Source organism: Synechococcus sp. RS9916 (genome assembly GCF_000153825.1).
GTDB lineage: Bacteria > Cyanobacteriota > Cyanobacteriia > PCC-6307 > Cyanobiaceae > Synechococcus_C.
On record NZ_DS022299.1, the window covers coordinates 2,092,008 to 2,116,468 of the forward strand.

Annotated in this window: 28 protein-coding genes and 1 tRNA gene; 13 read left to right on the forward strand and 16 right to left on the reverse strand. The window is 58.7% G+C overall.

Annotated elements, in window-relative coordinates; translation table 11 throughout:
* Positions 1-27: 27 nt before the first annotated feature.
* The gene (locus tag RS9916_RS10885) at positions 28-237 is read left to right on the forward strand and encodes a hypothetical protein (protein WP_007099465.1); all 210 of its coding nucleotides are present in this window, start codon (positions 28-30) and stop codon (positions 235-237) included.
* Positions 238-247: 10 nt separating this feature from the next.
* On the opposite strand, the gene RS9916_RS10890 is transcribed toward RS9916_RS10885, so the two are convergent.
* Entirely contained in the window at positions 248-679 is a 432-nt protein-coding gene (locus RS9916_RS10890) for an HNH endonuclease (RefSeq protein WP_038023686.1), read from the reverse strand.
* Between the two features lie 222 nt (positions 680-901).
* On the opposite strand from RS9916_RS10890, the gene RS9916_RS10895 reads away from it, so the two are divergent.
* Entirely contained in the window at positions 902-2,443 is a 1,542-nt protein-coding gene (locus RS9916_RS10895; protein WP_198003442.1) for a DEAD/DEAH box helicase, read from the forward strand.
* On the opposite strand, the gene RS9916_RS10900 is transcribed toward RS9916_RS10895, so the two are convergent.
* The 3 genes from RS9916_RS10900 to RS9916_RS10910 all read right to left on the reverse strand — a co-directional run bounded on the left by RS9916_RS10900 (position 2,398) and on the right by RS9916_RS10910 (position 3,773).
* A complete protein-coding gene (locus RS9916_RS10900) occupies positions 2,398-2,811 on the reverse strand; it encodes a hypothetical protein (RefSeq protein ID WP_232199575.1) in 414 nt (137 codons plus the stop codon). The genes RS9916_RS10895 and RS9916_RS10900 overlap by 46 nt on opposite strands.
* A complete protein-coding gene (locus tag RS9916_RS10905; protein ID WP_007099469.1) occupies positions 2,789-3,184 on the reverse strand; it encodes a DUF6554 family protein in 396 nt (131 codons plus the stop codon). The genes RS9916_RS10900 and RS9916_RS10905 overlap by 23 nt, the downstream gene beginning before the upstream one ends.
* Positions 3,185-3,257: 73 nt before the next feature.
* The gene (locus RS9916_RS10910) at positions 3,258-3,773 is read right to left on the reverse strand and encodes an AbrB family transcriptional regulator (protein ID WP_007099470.1); all 516 of its coding nucleotides are present in this window, start codon (positions 3,771-3,773) and stop codon (positions 3,258-3,260) included.
* Between the two features lie 81 nt (positions 3,774-3,854).
* Between RS9916_RS10910 and RS9916_RS10915 the strand changes: the two genes are divergently transcribed.
* From RS9916_RS10915 to RS9916_RS10925, 3 genes are all read left to right on the forward strand, one after another.
* Complete coding sequence (locus RS9916_RS10915) at positions 3,855-4,160, forward strand: hypothetical protein (protein WP_007099471.1); 306 nt, start codon at positions 3,855-3,857, stop codon at positions 4,158-4,160.
* Between the two features lie 37 nt (positions 4,161-4,197).
* Complete coding sequence (locus tag RS9916_RS10920; RefSeq protein WP_007099472.1) at positions 4,198-4,425, forward strand: hypothetical protein; 228 nt, start codon at positions 4,198-4,200, stop codon at positions 4,423-4,425.
* Between the two features lie 69 nt (positions 4,426-4,494).
* Entirely contained in the window at positions 4,495-4,722 is a 228-nt protein-coding gene (locus RS9916_RS10925) for a hypothetical protein (RefSeq protein WP_232199576.1), read from the forward strand.
* 48 nt (positions 4,723-4,770) lie between these two features.
* Here RS9916_RS10925 and RS9916_RS10930 read toward each other — a convergent pair.
* Positions 4,771-4,842 (reverse strand) — tRNA-Gly (locus RS9916_RS10930).
* Positions 4,843-4,901: 59 nt separating this feature from the next.
* Entirely contained in the window at positions 4,902-6,053 is a 1,152-nt protein-coding gene (locus tag RS9916_RS10935) for an alanine--glyoxylate aminotransferase family protein (RefSeq protein ID WP_007099474.1), read from the reverse strand.
* Positions 6,054-6,120: 67 nt separating this feature from the next.
* On the opposite strand from RS9916_RS10935, the gene cbiD reads away from it, so the two are divergent.
* The 3 genes from cbiD (at position 6,121) to RS9916_RS10950 (ending at position 10,486) form a co-directional block, all read left to right on the forward strand.
* Positions 6,121-7,281: a cobalt-precorrin-5B (C(1))-methyltransferase CbiD gene (cbiD, locus tag RS9916_RS10940; protein WP_007099475.1), complete on the forward strand. Its 1,161-nt coding sequence runs from the start codon at positions 6,121-6,123 to the stop codon at positions 7,279-7,281.
* 39 nt (positions 7,282-7,320) lie between these two features.
* Positions 7,321-8,907 (forward strand): glutamine-hydrolyzing GMP synthase, encoded by a 1,587-nt coding sequence (guaA, locus tag RS9916_RS10945; RefSeq protein ID WP_007099476.1) that lies wholly within the window; start codon positions 7,321-7,323, stop codon positions 8,905-8,907.
* A gap of 193 nt (positions 8,908-9,100) precedes the next feature.
* Entirely contained in the window at positions 9,101-10,486 is a 1,386-nt protein-coding gene (locus RS9916_RS10950; protein WP_007099477.1) for a site-specific integrase, read from the forward strand.
* 803 nt (positions 10,487-11,289) lie between these two features.
* Here the strand turns inward: RS9916_RS10950 and RS9916_RS10955 are convergent.
* The 3 genes from RS9916_RS10955 to RS9916_RS10965 all read right to left on the reverse strand — a co-directional run bounded on the left by RS9916_RS10955 (position 11,290) and on the right by RS9916_RS10965 (position 14,111).
* Positions 11,290-11,760, reverse strand: coding sequence for a hypothetical protein (locus RS9916_RS10955; RefSeq protein WP_007099479.1), 471 nt, complete (start codon positions 11,758-11,760; stop codon positions 11,290-11,292).
* Between the two features lie 205 nt (positions 11,761-11,965).
* Positions 11,966-12,928, reverse strand: a complete 963-nt coding sequence (locus tag RS9916_RS10960; RefSeq protein ID WP_007099480.1) for a hypothetical protein — start codon at positions 12,926-12,928, stop codon at positions 11,966-11,968.
* Positions 12,929-13,433: 505 nt separating this feature from the next.
* Positions 13,434-14,111: a recombinase family protein gene (locus RS9916_RS10965; RefSeq protein WP_038023695.1), complete on the reverse strand. Its 678-nt coding sequence runs from the start codon at positions 14,109-14,111 to the stop codon at positions 13,434-13,436.
* 553 nt (positions 14,112-14,664) lie between these two features.
* Here RS9916_RS10965 and RS9916_RS10970 point away from each other — a divergent pair.
* From RS9916_RS10970 to mrdA, 3 genes are read left to right on the forward strand one after another with little or no spacing between them, the layout of a single operon-like run.
* Positions 14,665-15,276, forward strand: coding sequence for a hypothetical protein (locus tag RS9916_RS10970; protein ID WP_007099483.1), 612 nt, complete (start codon positions 14,665-14,667; stop codon positions 15,274-15,276).
* Positions 15,277-15,286: 10 nt separating this feature from the next.
* The gene (locus tag RS9916_RS10975; RefSeq protein WP_007099484.1) at positions 15,287-15,670 is read left to right on the forward strand and encodes a hypothetical protein; all 384 of its coding nucleotides are present in this window, start codon (positions 15,287-15,289) and stop codon (positions 15,668-15,670) included.
* A 17-nt stretch (positions 15,671-15,687) separates the two neighbouring features.
* Complete coding sequence (gene mrdA / locus RS9916_RS10980; RefSeq protein WP_007099485.1) at positions 15,688-17,493, forward strand: penicillin-binding protein 2; 1,806 nt, start codon at positions 15,688-15,690, stop codon at positions 17,491-17,493.
* A gap of 3 nt (positions 17,494-17,496) precedes the next feature.
* On the opposite strand, the gene RS9916_RS10985 is transcribed toward mrdA, so the two are convergent.
* From RS9916_RS10985 to RS9916_RS11000, 4 genes are all read right to left on the reverse strand, one after another.
* Complete coding sequence (locus RS9916_RS10985) at positions 17,497-18,642, reverse strand: glycosyltransferase family 1 protein (protein WP_007099486.1); 1,146 nt, start codon at positions 18,640-18,642, stop codon at positions 17,497-17,499.
* 25 nt (positions 18,643-18,667) lie between these two features.
* Positions 18,668-19,864 (reverse strand): NAD-dependent epimerase/dehydratase family protein, encoded by a 1,197-nt coding sequence (locus RS9916_RS10990; protein WP_007099487.1) that lies wholly within the window; start codon positions 19,862-19,864, stop codon positions 18,668-18,670.
* Between the two features lie 58 nt (positions 19,865-19,922).
* Complete coding sequence (gene psb34, locus RS9916_RS10995) at positions 19,923-20,090, reverse strand: photosystem II assembly protein Psb34 (protein WP_007099489.1); 168 nt, start codon at positions 20,088-20,090, stop codon at positions 19,923-19,925.
* Positions 20,091-20,187: 97 nt separating this feature from the next.
* Entirely contained in the window at positions 20,188-21,018 is an 831-nt protein-coding gene (locus RS9916_RS11000; RefSeq protein ID WP_050752269.1) for a thiazole synthase, read from the reverse strand.
* A gap of 93 nt (positions 21,019-21,111) precedes the next feature.
* On the opposite strand from RS9916_RS11000, the gene RS9916_RS11005 reads away from it, so the two are divergent.
* The gene (locus RS9916_RS11005) at positions 21,112-21,630 is read left to right on the forward strand and encodes a hypothetical protein (protein WP_007099492.1); all 519 of its coding nucleotides are present in this window, start codon (positions 21,112-21,114) and stop codon (positions 21,628-21,630) included.
* Here RS9916_RS11005 and RS9916_RS11010 read toward each other — a convergent pair.
* The 3 genes from RS9916_RS11010 to rpmI are packed head-to-tail and all read right to left on the reverse strand — an operon-like array spanning position 21,598 to position 22,800.
* Positions 21,598-22,167: a hypothetical protein gene (locus tag RS9916_RS11010; protein ID WP_007099493.1), complete on the reverse strand. Its 570-nt coding sequence runs from the start codon at positions 22,165-22,167 to the stop codon at positions 21,598-21,600. The genes RS9916_RS11005 and RS9916_RS11010 overlap by 33 nt on opposite strands.
* Positions 22,168-22,196: 29 nt before the next feature.
* Complete coding sequence (rplT, locus tag RS9916_RS11015; protein WP_007099494.1) at positions 22,197-22,544, reverse strand: 50S ribosomal protein L20; 348 nt, start codon at positions 22,542-22,544, stop codon at positions 22,197-22,199.
* A gap of 58 nt (positions 22,545-22,602) precedes the next feature.
* Positions 22,603-22,800, reverse strand: coding sequence for a 50S ribosomal protein L35 (gene rpmI / locus RS9916_RS11020; RefSeq protein WP_038024545.1), 198 nt, complete (start codon positions 22,798-22,800; stop codon positions 22,603-22,605).
* Positions 22,801-22,858: 58 nt separating this feature from the next.
* Between rpmI and RS9916_RS11025 the strand changes: the two genes are divergently transcribed.
* Positions 22,859-24,439 (forward strand): SpoIID/LytB domain-containing protein, encoded by a 1,581-nt coding sequence (locus tag RS9916_RS11025; protein WP_007099496.1) that lies wholly within the window; start codon positions 22,859-22,861, stop codon positions 24,437-24,439.
* The last annotated feature ends 22 nt before the right edge of the window (positions 24,440-24,461 follow it).

The following is a 24,461-nucleotide window of genomic DNA, read 5'->3' on the forward strand; positions in this document are numbered from 1 at the left end:
GTATTAGTTCTTGTTCACGGGTCGACCATGACCAGCTCATCTCTGTCGGTGCTGTCCTCAGATACTCCTATCGTGGCGCGCCGCCCGGTGATGCGCTTGCGCTTGCCGCAATCGGTTGGCGCCTTGATGACAGCGGCTCTGGTCACCGGTGCGTTTGTGCTGGCCCCAGAGCAACCCCAGCAGCAGGCCTCCATCTGTGAGCGTCATCACTCGGCCGACGTCTGTCGCGTCTGGTGAGCTGATCGCTTCAGGCTGCCTGAAAGCTCCAGTCGCCAGCTCGCCCGTCGTTGTCATGGGTTCGTTGATGAGCGGGACCTGGAGGCGTGGTGTTGAGTTCGGGCTGAGCCCACTGCAAGAGGCGCATGGCCAGCCGCAGGTCTCCGTCCATCCAGGCGCGGATCGCCATTGCTCTGCGGGGGTCATAAAACCGTTGGCGTCGGTACCAGTCGAATGCGTCGGCATCGGACTTCTGGCCGTTGCAAGACAAGCAGGCCGGAACGCAGTTCTCAGTGACGCTTAAACCGCCGCGACATTGAGGAACAATGTGATCAATTGATTCCGATGGTTTGCCGCAATAAATACAACTTTTACCGGTATAAGTATGGAGAGATTGACGCCATCGTCGGACACGCAGTTTGGGACAGAGTTCATCGAGGAAAACCGCATCCCTGTTATGCATCCGAGTATCTCGGTTGACAGCATTTTGACTGGTTTTGCCAGGGCGTCAATGTGTCGAAGACTGCATTTTTTCAAGTTGTTGATGGTCTGCGATCAAGAAAGTTTTTGATTGCTTGTCGTCGTTGCTCAGGCCCCTAAGATTTCCTTTGCTGGTCTTTCGGCTACGGCGTCCTCCGGCTCCCGTTGCTACCTCGGTCTTTCCCCATCAGGACTGGTGCAGGTGATGCATCCCTTCGATGCGGTGACCCATGCTCAGATTGGCCGCGTGCGTCCCCGGGGGACCTGGAAAGGTGCCAAGAAGGGGTGGGAGTTTCCCCTCGCTGCGGCCCAGGTTTTGCAGGATCGACTGGGAGCCCGCTTTCCGGTGCAGGACGACCTGGCCCGTTGGATCGATTGGCATCGCCATCCGTTGCCGCCCCTGCCGGATCACCGTCGATTAGTGCAGCTTGCGGATTTGGAGGCGGTGCTTCCAGATGGTCGCCAGCCCCTTCCCCATCAACGCTCTGGGGCGCGCTGGTTGTTGGCTCGGCGTGGTGCGGTGCTGGGCGATGAGATGGGGCTGGGCAAGACTCTCACCGCCTTGCTCGCCGCTCGTGCATTGATGCGGGCGATGCCGCTGCACTTGATGGTGGTGGCCCCGGTGGGGCTTCACGGCCATTGGCGACGGGAGGCGGAAGCCCTTGATGTGTCGCTCACCTTGTTGAGCTGGGCGCGTCTTCCCGACGATCTGCCTCCCTCCGGATCGCTGCTGCTGGTGGATGAAGCCCATTACGGCCAGTCGATGGCTGCTCAGCGCACCCAGGCGCTGCTGCGTCTCGCCCGCCACCCCCGTTTGCGGGCCATCTGGCTGCTCACTGGCACGCCGATGAAGAACGGACGGCCTGATCAGCTTTATCCCTTGTTGGCAGCCATTGACCATCCGATCGCTCGAGATCAGCGGGCCTTTGAGGAGTCGTTTTGTCAGGGACATTGGCGGGAGGATGGCGGCCGACGTCGCTGGCAGGCAAAGGGGGCCAGTCAGTTGGAGGAGTTGCGGCGGCTGACCCGTCCCTTGGTGCTGCATCGCCGCAAGCAGCAGGTGCTGGGTCTTCCCCCCAAGCAACGTCGGTTTCATCCCATCACCCTTGCAATGCCTGAGGCGCGAGGTCTCGACCATCGCGTCTCTCAGGTCATCGATGACTACCGCCAGCGCGTGCGTGAGGGTTTGGTGCGCTCGGATGCCGAGGCCTTCGCTGTGCTCACCGCTTTACGGCGGATTGGTGCTGAATTCAAACTGCCGGAGGCGGAACAGTTGCTGCAGAGCCTTCGCGCTCAGCAGCAGTCGGTTGTGTTGTTCAGTGGTTTTGTCGGTCCCCTGGAGTTGTTGCAGCAGCGCATCGGCGGTGAGCTGCTGACAGGTCGTCTGAAGCCGGGGGAACGCCAGGCTGTGGTGGATCGCTTTCAGGCCGGTGACAACGATCTGTTGTTTGCCACCTATGGCGCCGGAGGATTGGGGTTCACCCTGCATCGCGCCCGTCAGGTGGTCTTGCTCGAACGGCCTTGGACCCCTGGTGACGTGGATCAGGCCGAGGATCGTTGCCATCGCCTGGGGATGGATGGCGGCCTCACCAGTCACTGGTTGCAACTGGGTGTGGCAGACCAGTTGGTGGATGGTCTGGTCGCCAGCAAGGCGCGTCAGATCGAGGTGTTGTTCGGTCGCCGTCGCCTGAGTCTTGAGCGTCAGCCCTTGCCGGCCATGCTCCGGCGCTGTTTGCAGGACTCCTGACGCACCGTTAATTCATGGTTGATCATCGGATCAGCCTTGGCGCCCTGACGTTTGACGAGACGGAGCGCTTGGTTCACATCCAGACAGGCCTGATCCATCTGGCCCAGCAAGGTGTGCAGGAGAGAACGATCCGTGAGCGGGGCTGGATTGTTTTCGTGGGCAGCAACGATCTGGTTGCAGCGTTTGAGGGCCTGATCCAGATTGTTGAGGTCCAGTTCTTCGAGGCAGGCCTGGGGTGTCAGCTCAGCTTCGGGAATGGTGTTGGTGGGAGCTGAGTGGCTGCGGCAGCCCACTGCAGTGAGCAGCAGGCTTGCCAGCAGCATGGTGGCCAGACCAGGACGCGACTTAATAGCTGTAGCGCTGTTCACCGTAAGAAGGGGAAGTTGACGTGGACGACTGGGTGCTGCTGCTGGCACTGCTCTTCTTGGGTGCGAACAGATCGCCGAGGTAACGGCCGCACTCCGGATAGCTGCCGGGGTCGTTGACCACAGCCTCGGTGATCATCACAGCGGCATGTTCTGGGGATGTTTTGAACATGCCGCTCTTCTGCCGCTTGATCAGGGCGTAAGACGCTTCCCAGCTCACATTGTGGTTATTGCCGTTGCTGCGCATGAAGCAGTAGACCTGCGCCCCTTTGTTGGGAGTGGGATCAGCGGCGCGAGCGTTCAACGGCAGCAGGCTGCTCAGGCAAAGACCCGCCAGGGACAGCGTGAGCAGAGAGCGGGTACGGTTCCTGGCCATGGCTGGACGAAGTGGTCGATCTGCGCCAACGTATCGACTCGCCCGATCATGTCCAGGGGTTCTGCGCCAGCTCTCAGGATTCCCCGAGGCCGAGAGGCACCAGCAACTTGACCACCAGGGGCAGCACCAGCAGAACGGTGATCAGACGAACGGCGTGAAGGGCTGCCACGGCTGCACCGACGCCGAACTCAGTACCCACCAGGCTCATGCCGCTGATGCCCCCGGGTGCAGCGCCGAGAAGGGCGACCACGGGATCAATCCCCAGCAGTCGACTGGTCCACAGTCCGATCACCAACCCCGTCATCACCAGCGTGATCGTGATCAGCAAGGCGGGTTTCCACAGCAGTTGAAGTTGTTCCAGGGAGGCGCGGGTGAGGCTGGTGCCAATCACCACGCCGATCCCGATTTCCAGGGCGGTGCGGGTCCCTGAGGGCCAGGCTGCGATCTCGAGTTTTCCGCTCATGCTGACGATCCCAGCTCCCAGCAGGGCCCCTGCCAGAGGGGCGGCGGGGATGCCCGTGCGCAGTGCCAGTAAGCCCATGGCGGTGCCGGCGAGGGCATAGATCAGAAGCGTTGCCAGGGGGGGCATGGGGGTGTTCCGATCACAGAAGGGTTTCAGTCTGATCCCAGATGTGTTGTTATCGGCGCACCTATTCGGCTTGTTTTGGCCATGACCCAGTCCGTGTCATTCCGGATCACTCGCACGGCCGAGGACGTCGCACAGACCATCAATGCGCTGTCCCAGCGATTGGTGAAGTTGGAACAGCGTTTGGAGAGTTTGGAGCTGCAGGTGCAGCAACAGCGCAGTGCTGAGATGCCCGCGGAGGAGTTGGCTCGCCTGGATGATGTCGATCGACTGTTGATGGACTGCCAGTCGCTGCTGCAGACGTCCGCTGATGCTGAGGTGGCACCTGAGGCTTCAGGTGGGTTTGGGTCGTCAGCAGACGGTGATCCCCAGCACCAGCAGGCTGCATGAAGGGATCAATCGTGTCAAAATAAAAAGAAACTGACCGATGGCTCTTTCTCAGTCAGCTTCCTGTGCAATTGGCGGTAGCCGCCGCGCCTCTCACGCCACCCCGGCCCTGCAAGCTCCCCATGGTTTTGTGGAGGGAGGTCATCAGCTCGAGAAACTTGAGTTTGCTCTGGCTGTGGCGATCACCCGAGGTGATGATGTTCGAGCTGCTCTGTTGAGAGAGCAGATCGATGCCCTTGGCGGGAATGTTGAGGAGCCCGGCACCTGACCGACGCCCGTAGGTTTTCAGAATGCTGTTTTGAGCAGCGTTAAACTTGTCAAGAATGTGTCCAAGTCAGTGACGTCAATACTCGCGAAGTCCACTAAGGGTTCTGTTTCGGCTGTGGTTGATCAGCGTCAGTCTTATCTCGACGCTGCACGACGCTTTTATGGCGAAGCCAAAGAAGCGGCCGAGCAAGGCCATGTCGCTGAATCTGGTGCTCTAATTCTTCAGGCCTTAGATCAGGAACGCAGGGCTGGAGGGGTTGGTCCTCAAGTCATGCAATTGATCAAGCCACGCGCCTGACAGGTCTCACCTGTTTCTCTTTCGCGAAGATTGAGTGATTTTTGTTGAAGCGGATGACCGGATTCGAACCGGCGACGTTCAGCTTGGGAAGCTGACATTCTACCACTGAATTACATCCGCATAGCGGCAGTGTATGGCACTGCCGCCTGCTTTGCGCCATTGATTGGCGCATTGTTTCGTCAGCTGGCGAGTGCTGCTGCAGTTGCTGCGACGCCAGCGCCCATGCTGGTTTTGTGCAATCCCAGGGATTGAAGCGTTGATTCAATCGCGGCCACGGCGGTCAGCACATCCCGGTCGCAGACAAAGCCCAGGTGGCCGATGCGGAACACCTGGCCTTTGAGGTGATCCTGACCACCGGCCAGAAGGATGTCGAAGCGATCCTTGACTGCTTTGCGCAGCTGCTCAGCATCAATGCCTTCGGGGGCCACAGCGGTGATCGCCGGGCTTCCGTAGCCCTCTGCCGCGTAGAGGGGCAGGCCCATGGCTTTCATGCCGGCTTGGGCCGCGGCGCGATGGCGAGCGTGGCGGCTGAAGATCGCTTCAAGCCCCTCCGCTTGCATCATTTCGAGGGCAGCCTCAAGGGCGAAATAGAGATTCACCGCAGGGGTGAAGGGGTTGCTGTTTTTGGCCGCAGTTTTCCGGTAAGGGCCGAGATCGAGATAGAACTTGGGTAGGTCGGAGCGTTCATACGCCTCCCAGGCGCGGGAGCTCATGGCCACAAAGCTGAGGCCGGGAGGCATCATGTAGCCCTTCTGGGAACCGGAGGCCACCACGTCCAAGCCCCAGCCATCCATCGGCACGTTGGTGGCGCCGAGGCTGGTGACGCAATCGGCAATGGTCAGTGCTGTGCCATGGGCTTTGACGTGTCGGCTGATGCTCTCCAGATCGTTGATCACTCCGGTGGAGGTTTCGGAGTGGGTCAGGATCACAGCGCGGATCGACTTGGCCGTGTCGGCTTCCAAAGCAGCGCGGAAGGCTTCCGGATCCAGGGGTTGTCCCCACTCCGCTTTGATCACCTCCACCTCAAGGCCGTAGGCCTTGGCCACTTTCACCCAGCGCTCACCAAACTTGCCGTTGTCGCCGCACAGCACCTTGTCGCCGCGGCTAAGGGTGTTGATGATCCCGGCTTCCATTGCCGCTGTGCCGCTGCCGGTGATCACCAGCACGTCGCTGCTGGTTTGATGAAGCCAGCGCAGTTGCTCGGTGGTGCGCTTGACCACATCCTGAAACTCACCACTGCGGTGACCGATGGGGTGACGGCCCATGGCCTTGAGCACCGTTTCGGGCACCGGGGTCGGCCCGGGGATCATCAGGGTGAGCTTGTCCTGCACGGCCAGGGAAATGCCAATCCAACATCTTAAAAAATGGACCTGAACATCCCCTGGCTGGTGGTGCCCCATGTCTGAGGTCGTTCCTTCACCATCGCCAGGTCTGATCTTGCCGGTGTGGGTTGCTGCTGCTGCCCGTGCTGCAACCCAGCGTCTGGTCGGCGAAGCGGTTGCTTTGGAACAGCCTCTGGTGGTGCCGGAGCCGGAGGGTGACGAGCGTGTGGTGATGGTGCCGGTGCGTTCCGTTGCCGGCCTTGCCGATGATCAGCAGGTGCTGGGCATTGCCGTTTGTGATCCCGGTCTTGGGTTGGATCTGACCCGAGACCTGGAGGTGTGGGTGCGGGTGGCGTGGGGGGCTTCGCTGGAGCCTTGGCTCACCGTCGTGCCCGGCGAAGGGGTGGGTCGGTTTGCCGAGGGTGGTGGCATTTGCGTGTCGGAGTTTGCCCTGCAGCTGCTGGAGCGGAATTTGAGGCCCCTGGTTCCATCCGGTCGTGGTCTCGAACTGGAGGTGGTGTTGCCGCGGGGTCGAGAGCTGGCAGAACGCACCAGCAATGCTGCTTTTGGGGTGGTGGATGGCCTGGCGCTGATTGGAACTCAGGCAACGGTGCAGATCAGTGCATCACCGGATCAACTGCAAGACAGCCTCGAGCAGGTGCGTGTGATCACCGAACAGCCCCAGTTCGGTGGTCGGCTCACCTTGGTGATTGGTGAAAACGGTCGTGATCTGGCGACGCAACTCGGCTTCCATACCTCTGGCGGTTTGCTCAAAACCGGCAACTGGATCGGACCGGTTCTGGTGGCTGCCGCGGAAGCGGGCGTGAAGGAGTTGGTGTTGTTCGGCTATCAGGGCAAGTTACTCAAGCTGGCTGGCGGCATCTTTCACACCCATCACCATTTGGCGGATGGACGCTCGGAGGTGCTCACGGCGTTGGCGGTGGATTTGGGCTTGCCGCTGGAGCGTTTGCAGCAGTTGCGCAAGGCGTCGTCCGTGGAGACGGCGATGGAGGCACTGCAGCAGCAGGATGCAGTTCAGGCTGATGGTTTGCGTCAGCGCATGGCTGCAGAAGTTGAGGCACGGGCCTCTAGTTACCTCAAGCGCTACGGCAGCTGGTCCATGCAGGTGGGTGCTGTGTTGTTCGATCGCTCTCGGGAGCGGCGTTGGGCAGGGCCTGCAGGACAGGTCCTTCTCAAGACCTGGCAGTTAGCCCTCGAAGCCCCTTCTCTACGCTGATGGATTGACGGTCGTGAGCCCGCGACCTCACCCGTAGCGATGTCACAAACTCAGCCTGACGGCCAGCGCAAGCCGGCCATTGTCATTCTCGATTTCGGTTCGCAGTATTCCGAGCTGATTGCCCGCCGCGTGCGGGAAACCGAGGTGTTTTCTTTGGTGCTGGGCTACAGCACCTCAGCAGCCGAGCTCCGGGAGATGGCGCCGGCAGGAATCATCCTCAGTGGGGGTCCCAGTTCGGTGTATTCGGAGGGCGCCCCTCTTTGTGATCCCGAAATCTGGAACCTGGGCATCCCCGTGCTGGGGGTTTGCTACGGCATGCAGCTGATGGTGCAGCAGCTCGGTGGCGTGGTGGAAGCCGCCACCGGTAAGGCGGAATACGGCAAGGCTCCTCTGGAGGTGGACGATCCCACCGACCTGCTCACCAACGTCGATAGCGGCTCCACGATGTGGATGAGCCATGGCGATTCAGTGAAAGCCCTGCCGGAGGGCTTTGTGCGCCTGGCCCACACCGCCAACACGCCTGAAGCGGCCGTGGCGGATCACAACCGCCGGCTTTATGGCGTGCAGTTCCACCCCGAGGTGGTGCACTCCACCTGCGGCATGGCGTTGATCCGCAATTTCGTCTACCACGTCTGCGGATGTGAGCCGGATTGGACCACCGATGCCTTCATCGAGGAGGCGGTGGCTCTGGTGCGTGACCAGGTGGGTGATAAGCGGGTGCTGTTGGCCCTGTCTGGGGGTGTGGACTCGTCAACCCTCGCCTTCCTGCTCAAGAAGGCGATCGGTGATCAGCTCACCTGCATGTTCATCGATCAGGGCTTCATGCGGAAGGGTGAGCCTGAGTTCCTGATGGACTTCTTCGATCGCAAGTTCAACATTCACGTTGAGTACATCAATGCGCGTCAGCGCTTTCTGGCGAAGCTCAACGGCATCACTGATCCGGAGGAGAAGCGCAAGATCATCGGCACGGAATTCATCCGTGTGTTTGAAGAGGAAAGCAAGCGTCTCGGACCATTTGATTACCTCGCGCAGGGCACCCTGTATCCCGATGTGATCGAGAGTGCTGGCACCAACGTTGACCCCAAGACGGGCGAACGGGTGGCCGTGAAGATCAAGAGCCACCACAACGTGGGTGGCTTGCCGAAGGATCTCCAGTTCAAGCTGGTGGAGCCCCTGCGCAAGCTGTTTAAAGACGAGGTGCGCAAGGTGGGCCGAAACCTTGGTCTTCCTGAGGAGATCGTGCGCCGCCATCCCTTCCCTGGTCCTGGTCTGGCCATCCGCATCCTGGGTGAGGTCACCGACGAGAAGCTGGATTGCCTTCGCGATGCCGATTTGATCGTGCGCGAGGAGATCAAGGAGGCAGGGCTCTACCACGACATCTGGCAGGCCTTTGCCGTGCTGCTTCCCGTGCGCTCCGTGGGCGTGATGGGCGACAAGCGCACCTACGCCTGGCCGATCGTGCTCCGTTGCGTGTCCAGCGAAGACGGCATGACCGCCGACTGGTCGCGTCTGCCAGCCGATCTGCTCGAGACGATCTCCAATCGCATCGTCAACGAAGTGAAGGGGGTCAACCGCGTGGTGCTCGACATCACCAGCAAGCCGCCCGGCACGATCGAGTGGGAATAGTCCGCAAGGTCTAACCGACTGGTATCACTGGATTGTTTGACTACCCCGTGACTACCCCTTAATTTCGGGGTCACCGTCACAGCAGGGTTTTGGGCGACCTACTACCCCGCAACTACCCCACGTCACCCCGTCATCTTCTCTGTGAAGAAGTCGTAGAAGGTCTGTTTTCTCTACGGACGACAGGGGTGACGCCGTGACCAAAGGGAAGCGTGGAGGAGGCAGTAAGCACCAGTTGCTTTGGGAGGAAGTCCCCTTCCTGAAAGTTGAGAAGACGGGCAAACCAGTCGCCATCTATAAGAGGGAGGACGTGCAGAAGGACCTCCCGTTAGAGCAACGCAACTACTACGCCCACTTCCCCATCCGAGGGACCAGAGGCAAGCGGATGTCCCTTCTGGTTGCTGAAAGGGAAGAGGCGTTGATGAGGGTGCAGGAGGAGGCGGTAAACCTTCGGGTCCAACTGGCGCAGGGAGTGACTGTCGTCATCAAGACGACTGTGGAAGACCTTGTGGCGAAGTTTCTTGCTTACAAGCGGTCACGCATACGAGGTGAGTGGGAAGGCAAGGGAGAAGCAGGTCGGAAGAGCATCACCAAGGAGCGGTATGCCCTTATTGAGGGGAAATTGCGTAACTACCTCGTCCCCTTCCTTGGGGCGAAGACAGACGCCAAGAGCATCCCCATCAGGAAGTGGAGTGAGTGGGAGACGTGGCGACGACAAAACGTGAGAAGGGGTGGTGCTCCAAAGGCAGACACCCTGCTCAATGAGATGGGTCACATCAGGGAGTGTTGGAAGTGGGGTATGGAGCAAGGTCAAATCCCCTTTGCACCTGTCCTTCCTTTCAATGACGAAAACCTTGTTACTGACGACAAGGTGCGACGGGATACATGGGAATTGGACGAGTGGAATCGCTTCAAGTCCAAACCCGCCAAGTGGTTGAGAGAGCAGGAAAGCAAAGGCGAAGACGAATACTGGGACTGCTTCGTTGCCTATCAAATGCTCTTCTTCTTATCCAATAACGGGATGAGAGTGGGTGAGGTAGTGAAGGTGAGAAGGAAGGACATTCGTTTCTATGAAAGGAAGTTGGGTGATAGGACCAATTCCTTCAAGCGTTTAGGTGCCCTTGTCCAAGTGCATAAGAGCACCAAAACGGGTGCTCGTGAGGTCAACAGCATGGGTGGTGAGTTTGCGATGCGTGTTTATGAGAAAGCAACTCACAAGAGAAAGGATGACTTTCTCTTTCAGCATCTTGATGGGAGTCCCTTCACTACTCGCCAGTTTGGGACCTTATTCAGGAAGATATTGAAATATACGGACCAAGAGGAGGTTACTGGGAAGCGTCTGGTCCCTTATTCGTTGCGACACATGTATGCAACTACTCGTCTTCAACACGGCACATCACATAATGCACTTTGTGAGAATATGGGCGTGGGGGAATCTTACCTAAAAGTCCATTATTCTCATTATCTTCCACGTCTTGCAACAGAAGACCTGACTCGTATGCGTAACGATATTGGTCTTGATGGAAGATTTCTGCGAGAAGGTGATGACTTTGCTGTGATGGATGATGAAGTGACCAAGTGACCGTCACTTCGTCATCAACCTTTTTGGCGAAAAAAATCTGGGAGATTATTTTTTTATGCGAGACAACACTCGCTCGCTTTTGGTGCGTTGTAGGTTTGGGTCTCTATCGTTTTTTAGTTTGAGGGTGCTTTACTCCCGTATAACGTTAGTGACTTCTGCTTCTTCTTGTCCTTATCATTCATTCCAAACTTCTTATCATCGTTTGGGTTATTGATAGCAGGACGGTCTGATAGAAAGTGCCTGAATGATTTGATGTTAGTCATCTCAATCTCTTGTATGCGTCATTGACTAATTCTTCAATCATCTGAATCGGTTTCTTCCTATTCTTCTTTGCAACTTCCTTCAACATCTCAATGGTGACGGGGTCTTTGACTTGTTGGAATGGATTCATGGTCACGATACTGATTTAACTACTTCCTTCCCAAACTCCTCACGAATCTTCTGTTTGACCCATGCAGAGCGTGAAATGCAGATTCGTTTTGTGCCTTCATTAAGCATTTCAAGTAACTACGTTTCGTCTCTACCAAAGGAGACAGGCATAAGTGTATTGCTTCTCATTTGTTTATTCCCTCGTTGAAATGATGCGATGCGTTTTCAATGGTTTATCCCTGTCTCTATTTATGTGATTTGCATGCTTCTTATATACATTATTCCATGTCGCTATTCTCCCAATCAATGTGCTCCCAAACATTGAAGTCCCAACTATCAAGCGACTTGTTGAGGTATTCAATTCTCCAATCAACTTCGCCAATATCCTTTGCGTTAAAACTTTGCTTCCCATGACCAAGACGAAAGACCCATCTCTACATGTGATGTGTAAGTGATTCAAGCATCATCTCCCCAATGGATTGCCTGCCTTGGATTAAATCCAATATTGTGCTCTTCCTAATGCTTATCTTTCTATTCCTTTTGCTCAACCATTCCATCTCATCCATGCCCTCCATGAGGACGTGAAGGTGGAGGTCTCCGTCTTTATGCTTCTCTACGAATAACCAAAACCGTATTCTGTTTTTTGGTTTCTTATTTGGATAGAAGAAGTCAAGGATGACTTTCTTGATATGCTCATTATCAAGGTATTGATTGATGATGCATCTCTGTGGTTTGTAGAAGGAGAGTGTGAGGAAGTATCTAAACTTAAATCCTCTCTCCTTCGCTAAACCCTTTAACCATGCTTCTGTGGTCTTCCTCTTTGATAAACCGCGATATTGCAGTTTGGTGAAGTGACGGGGTGACTGAAGTAATTCCAATGCTTCCATCTTATCTAATCTGCTCATGACTGCTTCCGTTTCATTTGCGTATGTTTTATATATGCAAGTTATTCAGACAGCATATGTTTTTGTTTGCAATTAAACATAATTCCGATAGTTTGCACTCTTACACCGCTTTCTGGATGGTTTCGTCATCTCGTCATTCGGACGTTATGAAACACGAAACGACATTTTTAAGCATCTTTATTTGATTTCCATACTGCTTGCGGACTTAAAGCAGACCACTGTTTTTGAGGACAAAGTTTCTCCATATGACCAATTTGGTGCTCTCTTCATGAGCAAGCACTTCTTCAATGCGCCGCTTCAAGTTGTATCTGTTGGTCCTGCTTTCAGTCGTCTCTTGGAGGTGGTGGAGTTTGGCGACGTATGCCTGCCCATGGTCCTCATAGAAGTGCTGCTTCCCCCTACCCGTCCTGATGAGGAAACCAGTGAAGGTGCGTAGTGGTGCGTCCCAGACCTCTTCAACGACTTTGAGGTTGAAGGTCTTCCTGACTTCCTTGTCCGTCTCTTGAAACCACTTCTGGGTCAGTTGCTCTTCCAAGACCTCTCTCCAAAACGCTGCCTTCTCCTTCCTGTCTGCTTCCCGTAGAGCAATGGTGCTTTCGTTGGATGCCTTACGGATGTCCATCCCGTAGCGAGAGCAGACCTTGCGTAGGTCCTCCTCCAACTGCCGTTGCAGGTATTCGCTCAATGGAGTGTCTTCTGGTCGGCAGACCCGATACAGCGTCTCTTCCTTGATGCTCCAACGTCCTTTCTCAACGTCCCCACCCAGCGACTGACGAGGGAAACGGACTTGTTTGACGTAGGTGGTTGCTGCTCTGACCGATGTCTTGGGGGTGACCTGCTTCGTCTTGACCGCTGTCGCTAACTCGTCTGGTTTCAGGGCACAGAGCAGATGAATCGTGGAATAGGAGGCGGGTAACCCTTTGGTGACTTCTCTACGGGTCTTGTCGTCCAGTTGACCCAGTTGGTCGCCTATGACCTTCAACTTGGAGAAGACCTTCTCTCCCAGAGCAGTGGCGTCCCTGTAAATGGACAGGGTGGTTGGAGACAGACGGTCTGCTGCTGCTGCAATCCCCAGTGAAAGGGTCACTACCTGCTCTGCTGTGCCTGTGTGGGGGTTTTCAGCGACAAACTGCTTGAAGGTCGCCAGACCCTTTTCTTCGGCAGTCACTTAGTTACTGTTTTTTGGGAAAAGATACGACGTGCCGTAGAGAAATGGTCAAAAAAAACCCAAGAGGAGTAACTAGCTTCCCCAGCATCATGGTTTTTACATTGTTGTTAGCAGCTCAGGTAAGACCCAGCTCAGTTAATCGGGCGTTAACCCCGCTGACTTGCGTTGAAGGTCTGATTGTGTGCAGAGAAGCAGATCGGTGCGAGTTGTTAGAAAATTACTAATCGCACTTGCCATCAGTGTATGTATCAAAAGCTATTTTTGGACCCCCTGTGGTTGCATTAATCTCTTCAATTGTGAGCCATACGCCTACGGGTCGCTGAAATACGTCTGCCATATCTTCGTCGGTAATCATAATTTTTCTGGTTTCGCAATTTGCCTTTGCTACATTTATGCCCACAACATCGACTATAATTTCTTTCGCCTTTGCGTCTGGTTGTAATGTTATGGTCGCCAGTGCTACAAGGATAATTAGCTTTCTCATCTTGAAAGATTATAGTTAATGTCAATTATATAGCATCTGTGCTGCTTTTATTCGTTTGAGCATTTGAGAGACCAGTGGTGGATAGAAGACACCGCCTTTGCTGGTCCTTGCTCCACTCGCGTTTAAGACCCCACAGATGGTCCGTAGAGAAGCGCCTGACTGTCGTAGCGGGACAATCACTCCTTCCACCTTCTGGGCGTCTTCCAGTGCCCTCTGCTTCTTTGCTTTCGCCAAGGCGTCTATGTGGTGGACGGGTGCTCCAAGACGGATTCCTCTTGCCTTCGCTGCTTGAAGGGCAGCAGTTGTCCTTTGGGAGATAAACGCTCTTTCCTGCTCCGCCAGTGCTGCATAGATGTGCAGTTGAAACCTGTCTGCATAAGGCATTTGGGCGACCTTGAAGTCCAACCCCTTCTCCTCCATCAGTGCCGCCAGAAAACTGACCCGACGGGACAACCTGTCCAACTTGGCGACCACCAGCACTGCTTCTGTCTTCTTCGCCAGAGCAATGGCGGCATTCAGTTGAGGACGGTCGTTGTCTGACCCTGTGTGGGTCTCTACGAAGTCCCCGACCACTTCATATGGGGACTCTGCGTAGTTGTCCAAGAAGAGTTGAATGTCCCGTGCTTGCGCCTCCAACCCAAGGCCGCTCTTCCCTTGCTCTGTGCTGCTGACCCTTCGGTAGGTGACGTATTTCCTCATTTGACCCTCCGTTTTCAACCGAAACGACCGTTTGACTGAAAACAGAATACGATTTCTCTACGCGTAGAAGTAGTATCCAGATGAGCAAGTGTCCCCTTCCCGCACTCGGGAATGTCTTTTTCATGCCGCGCCCACGCCATTGAGTTGGGTGGTCATGGATGTTTCGCGCGTTGCTCCTGCCCAAGCAAAGAAGAAGGCGCTTGCTCTGCGCCGCGCCCTTGCGCTTCGCAGGGGTAGAGAGTGCGGAAGAGGAATAGTTTCTCCGCGCCTTGTCGCGACTCTTGCGGAAGGTCTTCTTCTCTGTCCCAAACTCACTCTGCTGGACGCGAAGTGACGGGATGACTGATGCGTAGAGAAGTGGTTTAAGTGCCCTGAAATAGGTTTGGTCAGGTTGCTTTTACTACCCCGTAACTACCCCGTGTGTCTAGCAGATGTCATAACCCAGTGTTTGTGGGACTGTTGGTTGAGCGGTTAACCGAGTGGGAATAGTGCCTCTGGGGGCTGGTGGGCAGTCGGCGTCGCCGATACTCTGAGCCCCCGGCCCGAAGTATTTGTGACCGCCGCCCAAGAGCAGAATCAGCAGCTGCAGCGCCGTTTGCAGCAAGACAGCATCCAGCTGGCGGGCAAGACCATCTACATCAACCCTTTCCTCTACTGGCGGCGGTTTGACAGCAACACCGACCGCTGGTTGCGGGAACCCGGTCAGCTGACCGAAGAGCAGATTCGCCAGAACAGAGGTCGTTTTTATCCCGAGCTGGCCTGGGATCTCCTCGATGACGATGCGCGTCAGATCAAGGACGGTGCCGTGGAGATGTTTCTCAAGAGCCTGGAGCTGATCAGCACCTTCCATCCCGAGCTCACCTCCGGCCAGCTGCTTGAGGTGGAACGCAAGATGGCGATCACCAAGAAGCGTTCCTTTGAGCGCTGGGTTGAGAAATCCTTCCGCCGCCGTTCCAAGCAGGAAACCCGTGAACGCCGCCGTTTTGCGCGGGATCGCTTCCTGCGGGGCTGGGGCGAGTGGCTGCGGCTGGAGACCACCCATCAGGCGCTGGTGCCGATCCTGGCCTTGATCGTGCTCAGTGCGGTAACGGGTTGGTCGTTGGGAGCCCGTCAGGCTGCCTGTCCCACGCTGGTGCTCCCCTCGGAGCAGACTGGACTTCGCTGAATCCGGTCCGATGGCCGACAACCGACCGTTTGACGCGTTCAGGCTCTCCGTGATGCAGGACGTTCTGCCCGTGGGTCTGGCCATGGTGGAGCGGGTCCGCCAGGGCGGTGCGGCCAAGGTTGTGGAGGGTTTGACCAGCTCGTCCGACCCGTTGGCGGATTTGCGCGAGGAAGGTGCTCCAGCGGCAAAGGCCGTGCGTGAGCGTCTCGACCAGGTCAGTCCTGGCCTTGGCAACCCTGTGGTGCAGGTGGATGTGGAGGTGGATCCTGCGCCGGAATCTGTGTCGCAGCCCCTCTCCGAGCCACGGACTGTTGATGACGGTGATCCGTTGCCGGTGGTTCTCGCCAGGATTGAGAGCAAGCTGGATCAGCTCCAGCAGCATCTCGCCCCCTGAGCCCTTCCTTCCCTTCCATGGCGCGATCCAGCTTCACCGGCCGTGAGGGCTATCGCCACAGCGGTCTCAAGCAGCAGCCACTGGTGCTGATCGGTCTCGTGTTGGTGTTCTGCGGAGCGATGTTGGCCCGGCTCACCTGGCTTCAAGTGGTGGAAGGAGCGCACTACCGCGAGCTGGCGGACGAAAACCGGATTCGTCTGGTGCCGCGCTCCCCGATCCGCGGGCGTCTGCTGGATCGTGAGGGGCGCGTTCTGGCGTCTAGCAAACTCACCTATTCGCTCTACATCGAGCCTCGGTTGGTGGACGACTCCAGCTGGCCAGCGCTGCGCGATCGTCTCGCTCAGGTGCTCAAGCTCGACCCGGCAGAGTTGGATCAGCGCCGTGGTCGGGGTGTTGACCGCGATGGCTATCGCACCACGCTGGCGACAGAGCTGAATCCAGAACAGGTGTTGCGTTTTCGGGAGCAGGCCCTGGGGCTGAAGGGTGCGCTGGTGGATGTGGACATCCTGCGCTTTTACCCCCATGGCACCCTTGCGGCCCATGCCCTGGGCTATTCCCAGCCGATCACGGAAGACGAATACAAACAGCTGGCTGGAGAGGGCTACAAGATTCGCGATCGCATCGGTCGCACCGGGGTCGAGGCCGCCTACGAATCCCATCTGCGCGGTAAGTGGGGCGGTCAGATGCTGGAGGTGAATGCCATGGGCGAGGTGCAGCGCAACCTCGGTGATCGCCCGTCGGTGGCGGGCAAAGATCTGACGCTCACCCTTGATCTCGATCTGCAGAAGGTGGCGGAGCAGGCCCTGGCCGACAAAAAGGGTGGGGCGATTGTGGCGATGGACCCGCGCACCGGCGCGATCTTGGCGTTGGCCAGTAAGCCCAATTTCGATCCCAACTTCTTCTCGAAATTGGTGACCACGCAGAAGGAATACGACCAGCTCTTCTCCAATCCGCGCAAACCGCTGTTCAGTCGTGCCTTGAATGCCTACGACCCTGGCAGCACCTGGAAAGCGGTGACGGCGATGGCCGGCATGGAGTCAGGCAAGTTCCCCCCCGACGTGAAGCTGGCGACAACCGCTTGCATTACCTACGGCGGCCACTGCTTCCCGGATCACAACGGTGCTGGGTTCGGAACGATCGGCTATGCCGATGCCCTGCGTTTTTCCAGCAACACATTTTTCTATCAAGTGGGGGTGGGTTCGGGGTCACGCGCTCTCAAAAAAGCGGCCTCGGCTCTTGGTTTTGGCAGGAAAAGCGGCATCGAAATCGGTTGGGAAGAAAGCGTCGGGTTGGTGGGTGATGAAGACTGGGCTGCTGCCGGTCGTGGGTGGAGCAAACCAGGGTCCACTCCTTGGATTCCAGAAGACATGGCCAGTGCCTCCATTGGTCAGTCCGTGGTGCAGATCACCCCGTTGCAGCTGGCCAGGGCCTACTCCGTGTTCGCCAATGGCGGCTGGTTGGTGACCCCTCACTTGGCCGATCAGGGCCTCGACTGGACAGCTCCAGAGCGCCGCAGTCGGGTGGCGATCAAACCGGCCACGTTGGCCAAGATTCGCGAGGGCCTGCGCAAGGTGGTTTCAGATGGCACCGGTTATGGGCTGAATGGGCCGGGGATTCCGCCTGCTGGGGGCAAGACCGGCACCGCGGAAGACAGCACGGGAGGGCCAGATCATGCTTGGTTCGCCACCTATGCCCCCTATCCGGAGGGTCAGATCGTGATCGTTGCCTTTGCGGAAAACACCCCGGGCGGAGGCTCCGTGCACGCCCTGCCGATGGCCAAGAAAGTGATGGAGGTGTGGAACCGGAAGCGCCTGAAAGGCTGACCTTCAGGCGACGCTGCTCAGCTCCTTCTGCAACACCTGGCGGTAGTAGCCCCGGAGTTGTTCGGTGGCACCGGCCCATCCCCAGCGTTCTGCTTCTGAGCGTGCGGCAGTGCGCAAGCCCTGGCGCTCGATGTCGTTGCCCAGCAGCTTGCGGGCGGCATTGATCAGGCTGGCTGCGCCTTCATCGGCACCGTCGGGCTCATACAGGCAGCCGTTGATGCCGTCGCTAATGATGTCGGGGATGCCGCCACGATTGGCGCCGACCACCGGGCAGCCGGCGGCCATCGCTTCCAGCAACACCAGGCCGAGGGTTTCGGTGCTGGAAGGGAACAGGAAGGCGTCACCACTGGCATAGGCGCTGGCCAGTTCCTCGCCGGCCAGATAGCCCACGAAGGTGGTGGCAGTGCCCTCGAAGTGCTTTTCCAGTTGCTGGCGGTGCGGGCCATCACCGACAAGGGCCAGGCGGGTGTCTGGCAGGGCCTCCAGCACTGGTTTAATCCGTTCGATCTGCTTCTCTGCTGACAGGCGGCCCACATAGAGCAGCAGCGATCCCCGATCGTCGTGGCGGCCCAGCAGCCGTTGGCGCATGGTCTCGCTGCGCAGCTCCGGTCGGAACAGGTCGGTGTCAACGCCCCGCTGCCACAGATCGGTGTGCTGGATGCCCTTCTCGCTGAGCTCCTTCACCATTGCGGTGGAGGTGCAGAGGTTGAGAAGGGCCTGATTGTGGGCGGCTTTGAGCATCTCCCAAAGCAGGGGCTCGAGCATGCCCATGCCGTAGTGCTCGAGGTATTTGGGGAGATGGGTGTGGTAGCTGGCCACCAGGGGAATGCCCTTGGTTTTGGCCAGCCAGATGCCTCCAAGGCCCAACACAGCGGGATTGACCACATGAATGAGGTCGGGCTGGAAGGCGTCAATGGCGTCCGATACAGCCGGCCGAGGCAGGGCCAGCTTCAGTTCCGGATAAAGGGGCAGCGGCATGGCGGGGACGCCGACCAGCTTGGCTCCCATGTAGTTGTCGGGGCAGCCTTCCGGGCAGAAGACCATCACCTCATCACCCGCGTCCACCAGGTGCTTCACCGTTTTGGTGAGCCTGGTGACGATGCCGTCGACCTTGGGAAGGAAGGTTTCGGTGAAAAAAGCGACTTTCACGAGGTCGGCGGCTGGAAAAGGCGGATCAGGACGCGGTGCTGATGGCCTGGGCTTGTGTCTTGGTCCAGGCGGAGGTGCAGAGGATGCGGTTGCGGTCGCAGCGGTCGGCGTAGCGGGTGGCGATTTCCACCACTTCCTTCAACAGACCATCATCAAGGGTGGTCGGGTTGAGACCGAGCTCGAGGAAGCAACGGTTGTCCACGATCAGGTCGTTCTCGACCGCTTCATTGCGGGGGTTGGGCAGGTTGTTGACCTGAGCACCGGTGAGGGCGGCCACCTTCTTAGCCAGTTCACCCACCTGATGGCTTTCGGTCATCTGGTTGAAGATCTTCACCCGCTCACCCTGCACAGGGGGATTCTCCAGGGCCAGTTGCACGCACTTCACCGAATCACGGATGTGGATGAAGGCACGGGTCTGGCCGCCGGTGCCGTGCACGGTGAGGGGGTAGCCGATCGCCGCCTGCATCAGGAAGCGGTTGAGCACGGTGCCGTAATCACCGTCGTAGTCGAAGCGGTTGGTCAGGCGGGGGTCACGATCGGTGGCGTCGGTGTTGGTGCCCCACACGATCCCCTGGTGGAGGTCGGTGATGCGCACCTGATCGTTTTTGTTGTAGTAGAGGAAGAGCAGCTGATCGAGCGTCTTGGTCATGTGATAGACGCTGCCAGGGCTGGCGGGGTGGAGGATCTCCTCCTCGAAGCGGCTGCCGTCGGGCTGAGGCACCTCCACCTTGAGGTAACCCTCGGGAATGGTGGCGCCGCGGTGGGAGCCATAGCCGTAGACGCCCATGGTGCCCAGGTGCACCACGTGGATGTCCTGACCGCTCTCCACGATGGCGGCCAGCAGGTTGTGGGTGCCGTTGACGTTGTTGTCGACGGTGTAGCGCTTGGTGGCGCTGCTCTTCATCGAGTAGGGCGCTGCGCGCTGCTCGGCGAAGTGCACCACGGAGTCAGGCTTCTCGTCGATCAGCAGATCGAGCAGGCGCTGATATTCGTGCGCGATGTCCATGTGCACGAAGCGCATGGGCTTGCCACCGATCTCCTCCCATGCCTTCAGACGCTCACCGATGCTCGTGATCGGTGTGAGCGACTCGACTTCCAGGTCGATATCGATTTTGCGGCGGCTGAGGTTGTCGACGATCAACACGTCGTGACCCTGATCAGCCAGATTCACTGCGCAGGGCCAGCCACAAAAGCCGTCACCGCCAAGAACGAGAACCTTCACCTCAAACTCCTGCCGAAGCGCGCTGACCGCTTATCTGAGGCAAGCTACTACAGGGTTTTCAGCTGATCGCCACAGTCACGGCCATCAGGGCCACCACCAGTGCGCCACCAACGATGATCATCAGCCGAGAGCTCTTGCTGCGGCTGGATTGATCCTCGATCACCTCCATGCGGGGTTCCTTGGCAAAGGCGTTCAGCCGTCCGCCGTCCTCTTCCGTGACCTGCATATTTGCGTGATATCTGGGGGGGACCTTATGAGTATTTGTGCGTTCTGGTGCATTACGGCAATGCACCTTCATGGGCTCATGACCTGATTGGGGCCGCTCAGCTGCTGACGCGTCCGCTCACGGGCGAGCTGGGGGAGGCGTTCTGACGCAGCGGCAAACGTCCTGCGCGATGGGCTTGTCGGCCTGCCTGCACGGCCATGGCCATGGCTTCGGCCATCGCCGGCGGGTCACCCGCCAGGGCGATGGCGCTGTTCACCAGCACGGCATCGGCTCCCATTTCCAGAGCTTGGGCGGCTTCGCTTGGAACGCCGATGCCCGCATCCACCACCACGGGGACACCGGCATTTTCGATGATCAGCGCGATGTTGGCGTCGTTGCGTAGACCTTGACCGGAGCCGATCGGTGACCCAAGCGGCATCACAGTGGCGCAGCCCACGTCTTCCAGCCTTTTGGCCAGCAGTGGGTCAGCATTGATATAGGGAAGAACGGTGAAGCCCTCTTTCACCAGTTGTTCAGCGGCGTCCAGGGTGCCGATGGGATCGGGCAGCAAATGCCGGCTGTCGGGAATCACCTCCAGCTTCACGAAGGAGTTGTCTTCTTGCCCGGCCAACTTGGCCAGTTCCCGCCCTAGCCGGGCCACGCGGATGGCTTCTTCGGCTGTGGCGCAGCCGGCTGTGTTGGGCAGCATCCAAATCCGCGACCAGTCGATCGCCTCCATCAGGCCCTCATGGCCTGCGGCCACGGTTTGCACGCGGCGGACGGCCACGGTCACCATGTCGCACCCAGAGCGTTCAAGGCTCTGCTGCATCGCGGTCATGTTGGGATATTTGCCGGTGCCGGTGAACAGACGGCTCTGGAAGGGGCGACCGCCAATCAGCAGGGGATCCTGATCACTCATGCCGCTGTGGAGAGTCGAAACCGTGGACATGCTGATGGCGCTCGAGATGGTGTGCGAACCGGTTTGGGTCTGAACAGGCCTGGGGGAATGGCCCTACTTTGTGCCCATCATCCTGTTTGACCAATGCCTGTTCCACCCGTTGTGGATCTGCCGGTTGAAACCGCCATACCTCTGGAAACGCAGTATTCCTTCGATTCATCGCGTCTGGCGATGCCATTGATGCTGGAAGGGAGCGTTGAAAGCTTCGATCCAGTGGCGCGAGCCACAGATTTGGCGGCCACGATGCCGCGCCAATGGTGCGGCACCTACAAAGCCTTTCCCAGCGGCATGGATCAGGCGGTTCAGCTCCAGTTGTCGGATGTGCGCGCCTACGGGCAGATGGTGGCCGTGCGCGGTGCGATGACGATCGGCAGCGCCCACACCCCGGTGCAGGGCAATCTCAATGCCAAGTCAGACCAGCTCGACCTGATTCCCCTCGCGGACAACCTGGGTGATGGCGTGGAATCGGGTGGTGAATTCCTGGGTCTTCAGGGGTTGGATCTCTCGGGTTGGCAGGCTCCACGGCTGACGAACCAGGGAGGGCGACTCAGCCTCTCCCCGAGCTGTGGGTCAGAAGCCCTTCCGATTCGCGGACTCTGGTGAAGTTGCGTTGACGCCGGAGCGGATTCGGCGTTCGATCCGCTTCAGGCGTTTGGTGGCGGTTTTGTTGGAGGGTTCCACGGCCAACACCTGGCGGTAGAGCTCTGCAGCTTCCTCGGGTTGAAGCAATCGCTCTCGGGCAAACGCCAGGTTGTTTAGTGCCACCGGGTAATCGGCTTTGGCATTGATGGCGGCTTTGTAGTGCTTGACGGCCCCATCGAAATCTTTTTGGGCTGCGAGAGCAAACCCAAGAGCATTTTCAACCAAAGCCTTGGCTTCGTCGGGTTCACCAGAAAGCCGCTTGAGTGCCTGGCGCAGGTTGGCCGTGGCCTGGGGATATAGCCGCTTGCGCAGCTGCACTGAGGCCAGCTCGTACAGCTGACCTGCATCTTTGGAGGCCGCGGCTCCGTCTTGCTCAAGCTGGATCAGATTGAGCTCGTCTTTGCGAACACGCAAAAGCTGGCGTCCGACCACAACGGCCACGATCGCCAGCAATCCGATCAGACCTAAGAGGTAGGTCTGGGGGAGGAGACTATCCATGACAAGAAGCTCCTCGTTTCAGTGTTTGATCAACCTTTGGCTGCTGTCACCACATTGGTGAAGCTGCCGGGATCAACCACGGCCAGCTGGGCCAGCATTTTGCGGTTGATGCGCACGTCAGCCTTTTTGAGGCCACCGATCAGACGGCTGTAGCTCATGCCGTTCATGCGGGCTGCAGCGTTGATGCGTGCAATCCACAGACGACGGAAGTCGCGCTTACGACGACGACGGTCGCGGTAGGCATTGCACAGGGCCTTCATCACCCGCTGGTTAGCGGTGCGGAACAGGGTGCCGTTGCTGCCACGGAAGCCGCGGGCAAGGCGCAGGATTTTGTTGCGGCGCTTGCGGGCAACGTTGCCTCTCTTAACGCGAGCCATCGATTAGGGGTGAAATAAAGGGGAAAGAGTTAGTTCGCAGCGAACGAGCTCAGCTCGATCAGGCGTAGGGCATCATCAGGGCCACACGCTCTTCATCGGTGCGGTCCACAACGGCCTTGGTGCCCAGGTGGCGCTTCAGCTTGGGGCTCTTGTGATCGAGCAGGTGGTTGCGGAAGGCGCGACGACGCATGAACTTGCCAGTGCCGGTTGCCTTGAACCGCTTCGCGGCTGCTTTGCGGGTCTTGAGCTTGGGCATGTCTCTGGCGGCTCGTGGCACAAACGACAACAATACGCCCTCGACCTCCCCATCGCCCATGAACCGGATGCAGAGCGGACAACCCCTGGGGAGCATCGCCCGCTCGTTGGTGTTGCTGGGTTTGATCACGGCTGGCTGCCAGGCCCAGGAGGCCGCTGCACCTGTGGCGTCGGTCTCTTCTGCACTCCCCACCCACCGCGCTGTGCCGTCTCCACCAGCGGTGACCACTGATCAGCTGTGGGTGGCCTTGGATGACCACCTCGGCCAGGGCACGCGACGGGATCAGCCTGCGGCCCCGCTGCGTCTCAGCAGTGCCGGTGCAGCTTTTTTGGTGCTGCGGTCTGTGGATGCCGCTCCTGGATCTGCGCCTCTCGCGGAGGGTGCTGCCCTACAGATCAGCTGGCGGCTGGTGCCTCTGGCGAAGTCTGTGAAGGTGTCCCGTTTGGTCGCCGGGCCTTACGCCAGTTTTGAATCGGCGGACCGGGTGGCGGAGCGCTGGCGTGCCAAGGGGGTAACGGCGCGTGTGGCCCATCCAGGGGAGTGGGAAGTGTGGGTGCCCTCGGAGGCTCCGGCCCTGGAAGGGGTGACCACCAGGCCTTGGCGTCAGACGATCACCACCGAGGTGCGTCCCCATCTCGAGGGGCCCCAGGGCGGCCAGACCTTGACGGGCGCGCTGGAGCTTGAGGCGCCCGATGGTCTGCGTTGGAACGGCGGCGTGATGCAGGGGCCGTTCCGTTTGCAGCCCGATGCCTACGGCAGTTGGACGTTGTTGGAGCAAGTGCCGCTGGAGCGTTATCTCGAGGGAGTGGTGCCCCATGAAATCGGCGCGGGTTCGCCCCCTGCGGCCCTGCAGGCTCAAGCGGTGCTGGCTCGCACCTGGGCGTTGGCCAACAGTCACCGTTTTGATTTGGATGGCTATCACCTCTGCAGCGACACCCAGTGCCAGGTGTACAGCGATCCCCGCCTAGCGGGATCGGCAGTGCGTCAGGCCATTGGTGCCACGTCCGGTCAGGTGTTGCAGTGGCAGGGCAAGCCCATTAGTGCCGTCTATCACGCGTCCAATGGCGGTGTGATGGCATCGGCTCCCGAAGCCTGGGCGATGGCACCAGCCGCCTATCTCAAGGCCCAGCCCGATGGCGACCAGACCTGGCGGGAGCAAAGGGCGCTGCCCCTGGATGCCGCTGCTGTGACGCGTTTGCTCCAGGGAGGCGCTGGGGCCTATGGCGCGGGTCATCCGCTGTTCCGCTGGCAGCGGACCTACTCAGCAGCACAGCTCCAGACCGCTTTGGCTGACCCGGGTCTGGGGGCGATTCGAGATCTGAAGGTGATGGAGCGGGGCCCGAGCGGCCGGGCGTTGCGTCTGCGCATCAGCGGGGATGGGCCCGACTCTCCTGTCACCCTGCGGCTGGATGCCATCCGTCGCCGCTTGCGGCGGCTGCCCAGCACGCTGTTTGTGATCCATCCGGCCGGTCCTGGCCTTTGGCAGTTCCAGGGCGGAGGGTTTGGCCATGGCGCTGGTCTGTCGCAGGCCGGCGCCATCGATTTGGCCCGTCGCGGTTGGCCCTTGAAGCGGATCCTCAGCCATTACTACCCCGGTGCCACGCTTGCTCCGGTGTCTCCTGCTGGCAAGGCCCCTTAGAGTCGCCACATTCCAGGATGGT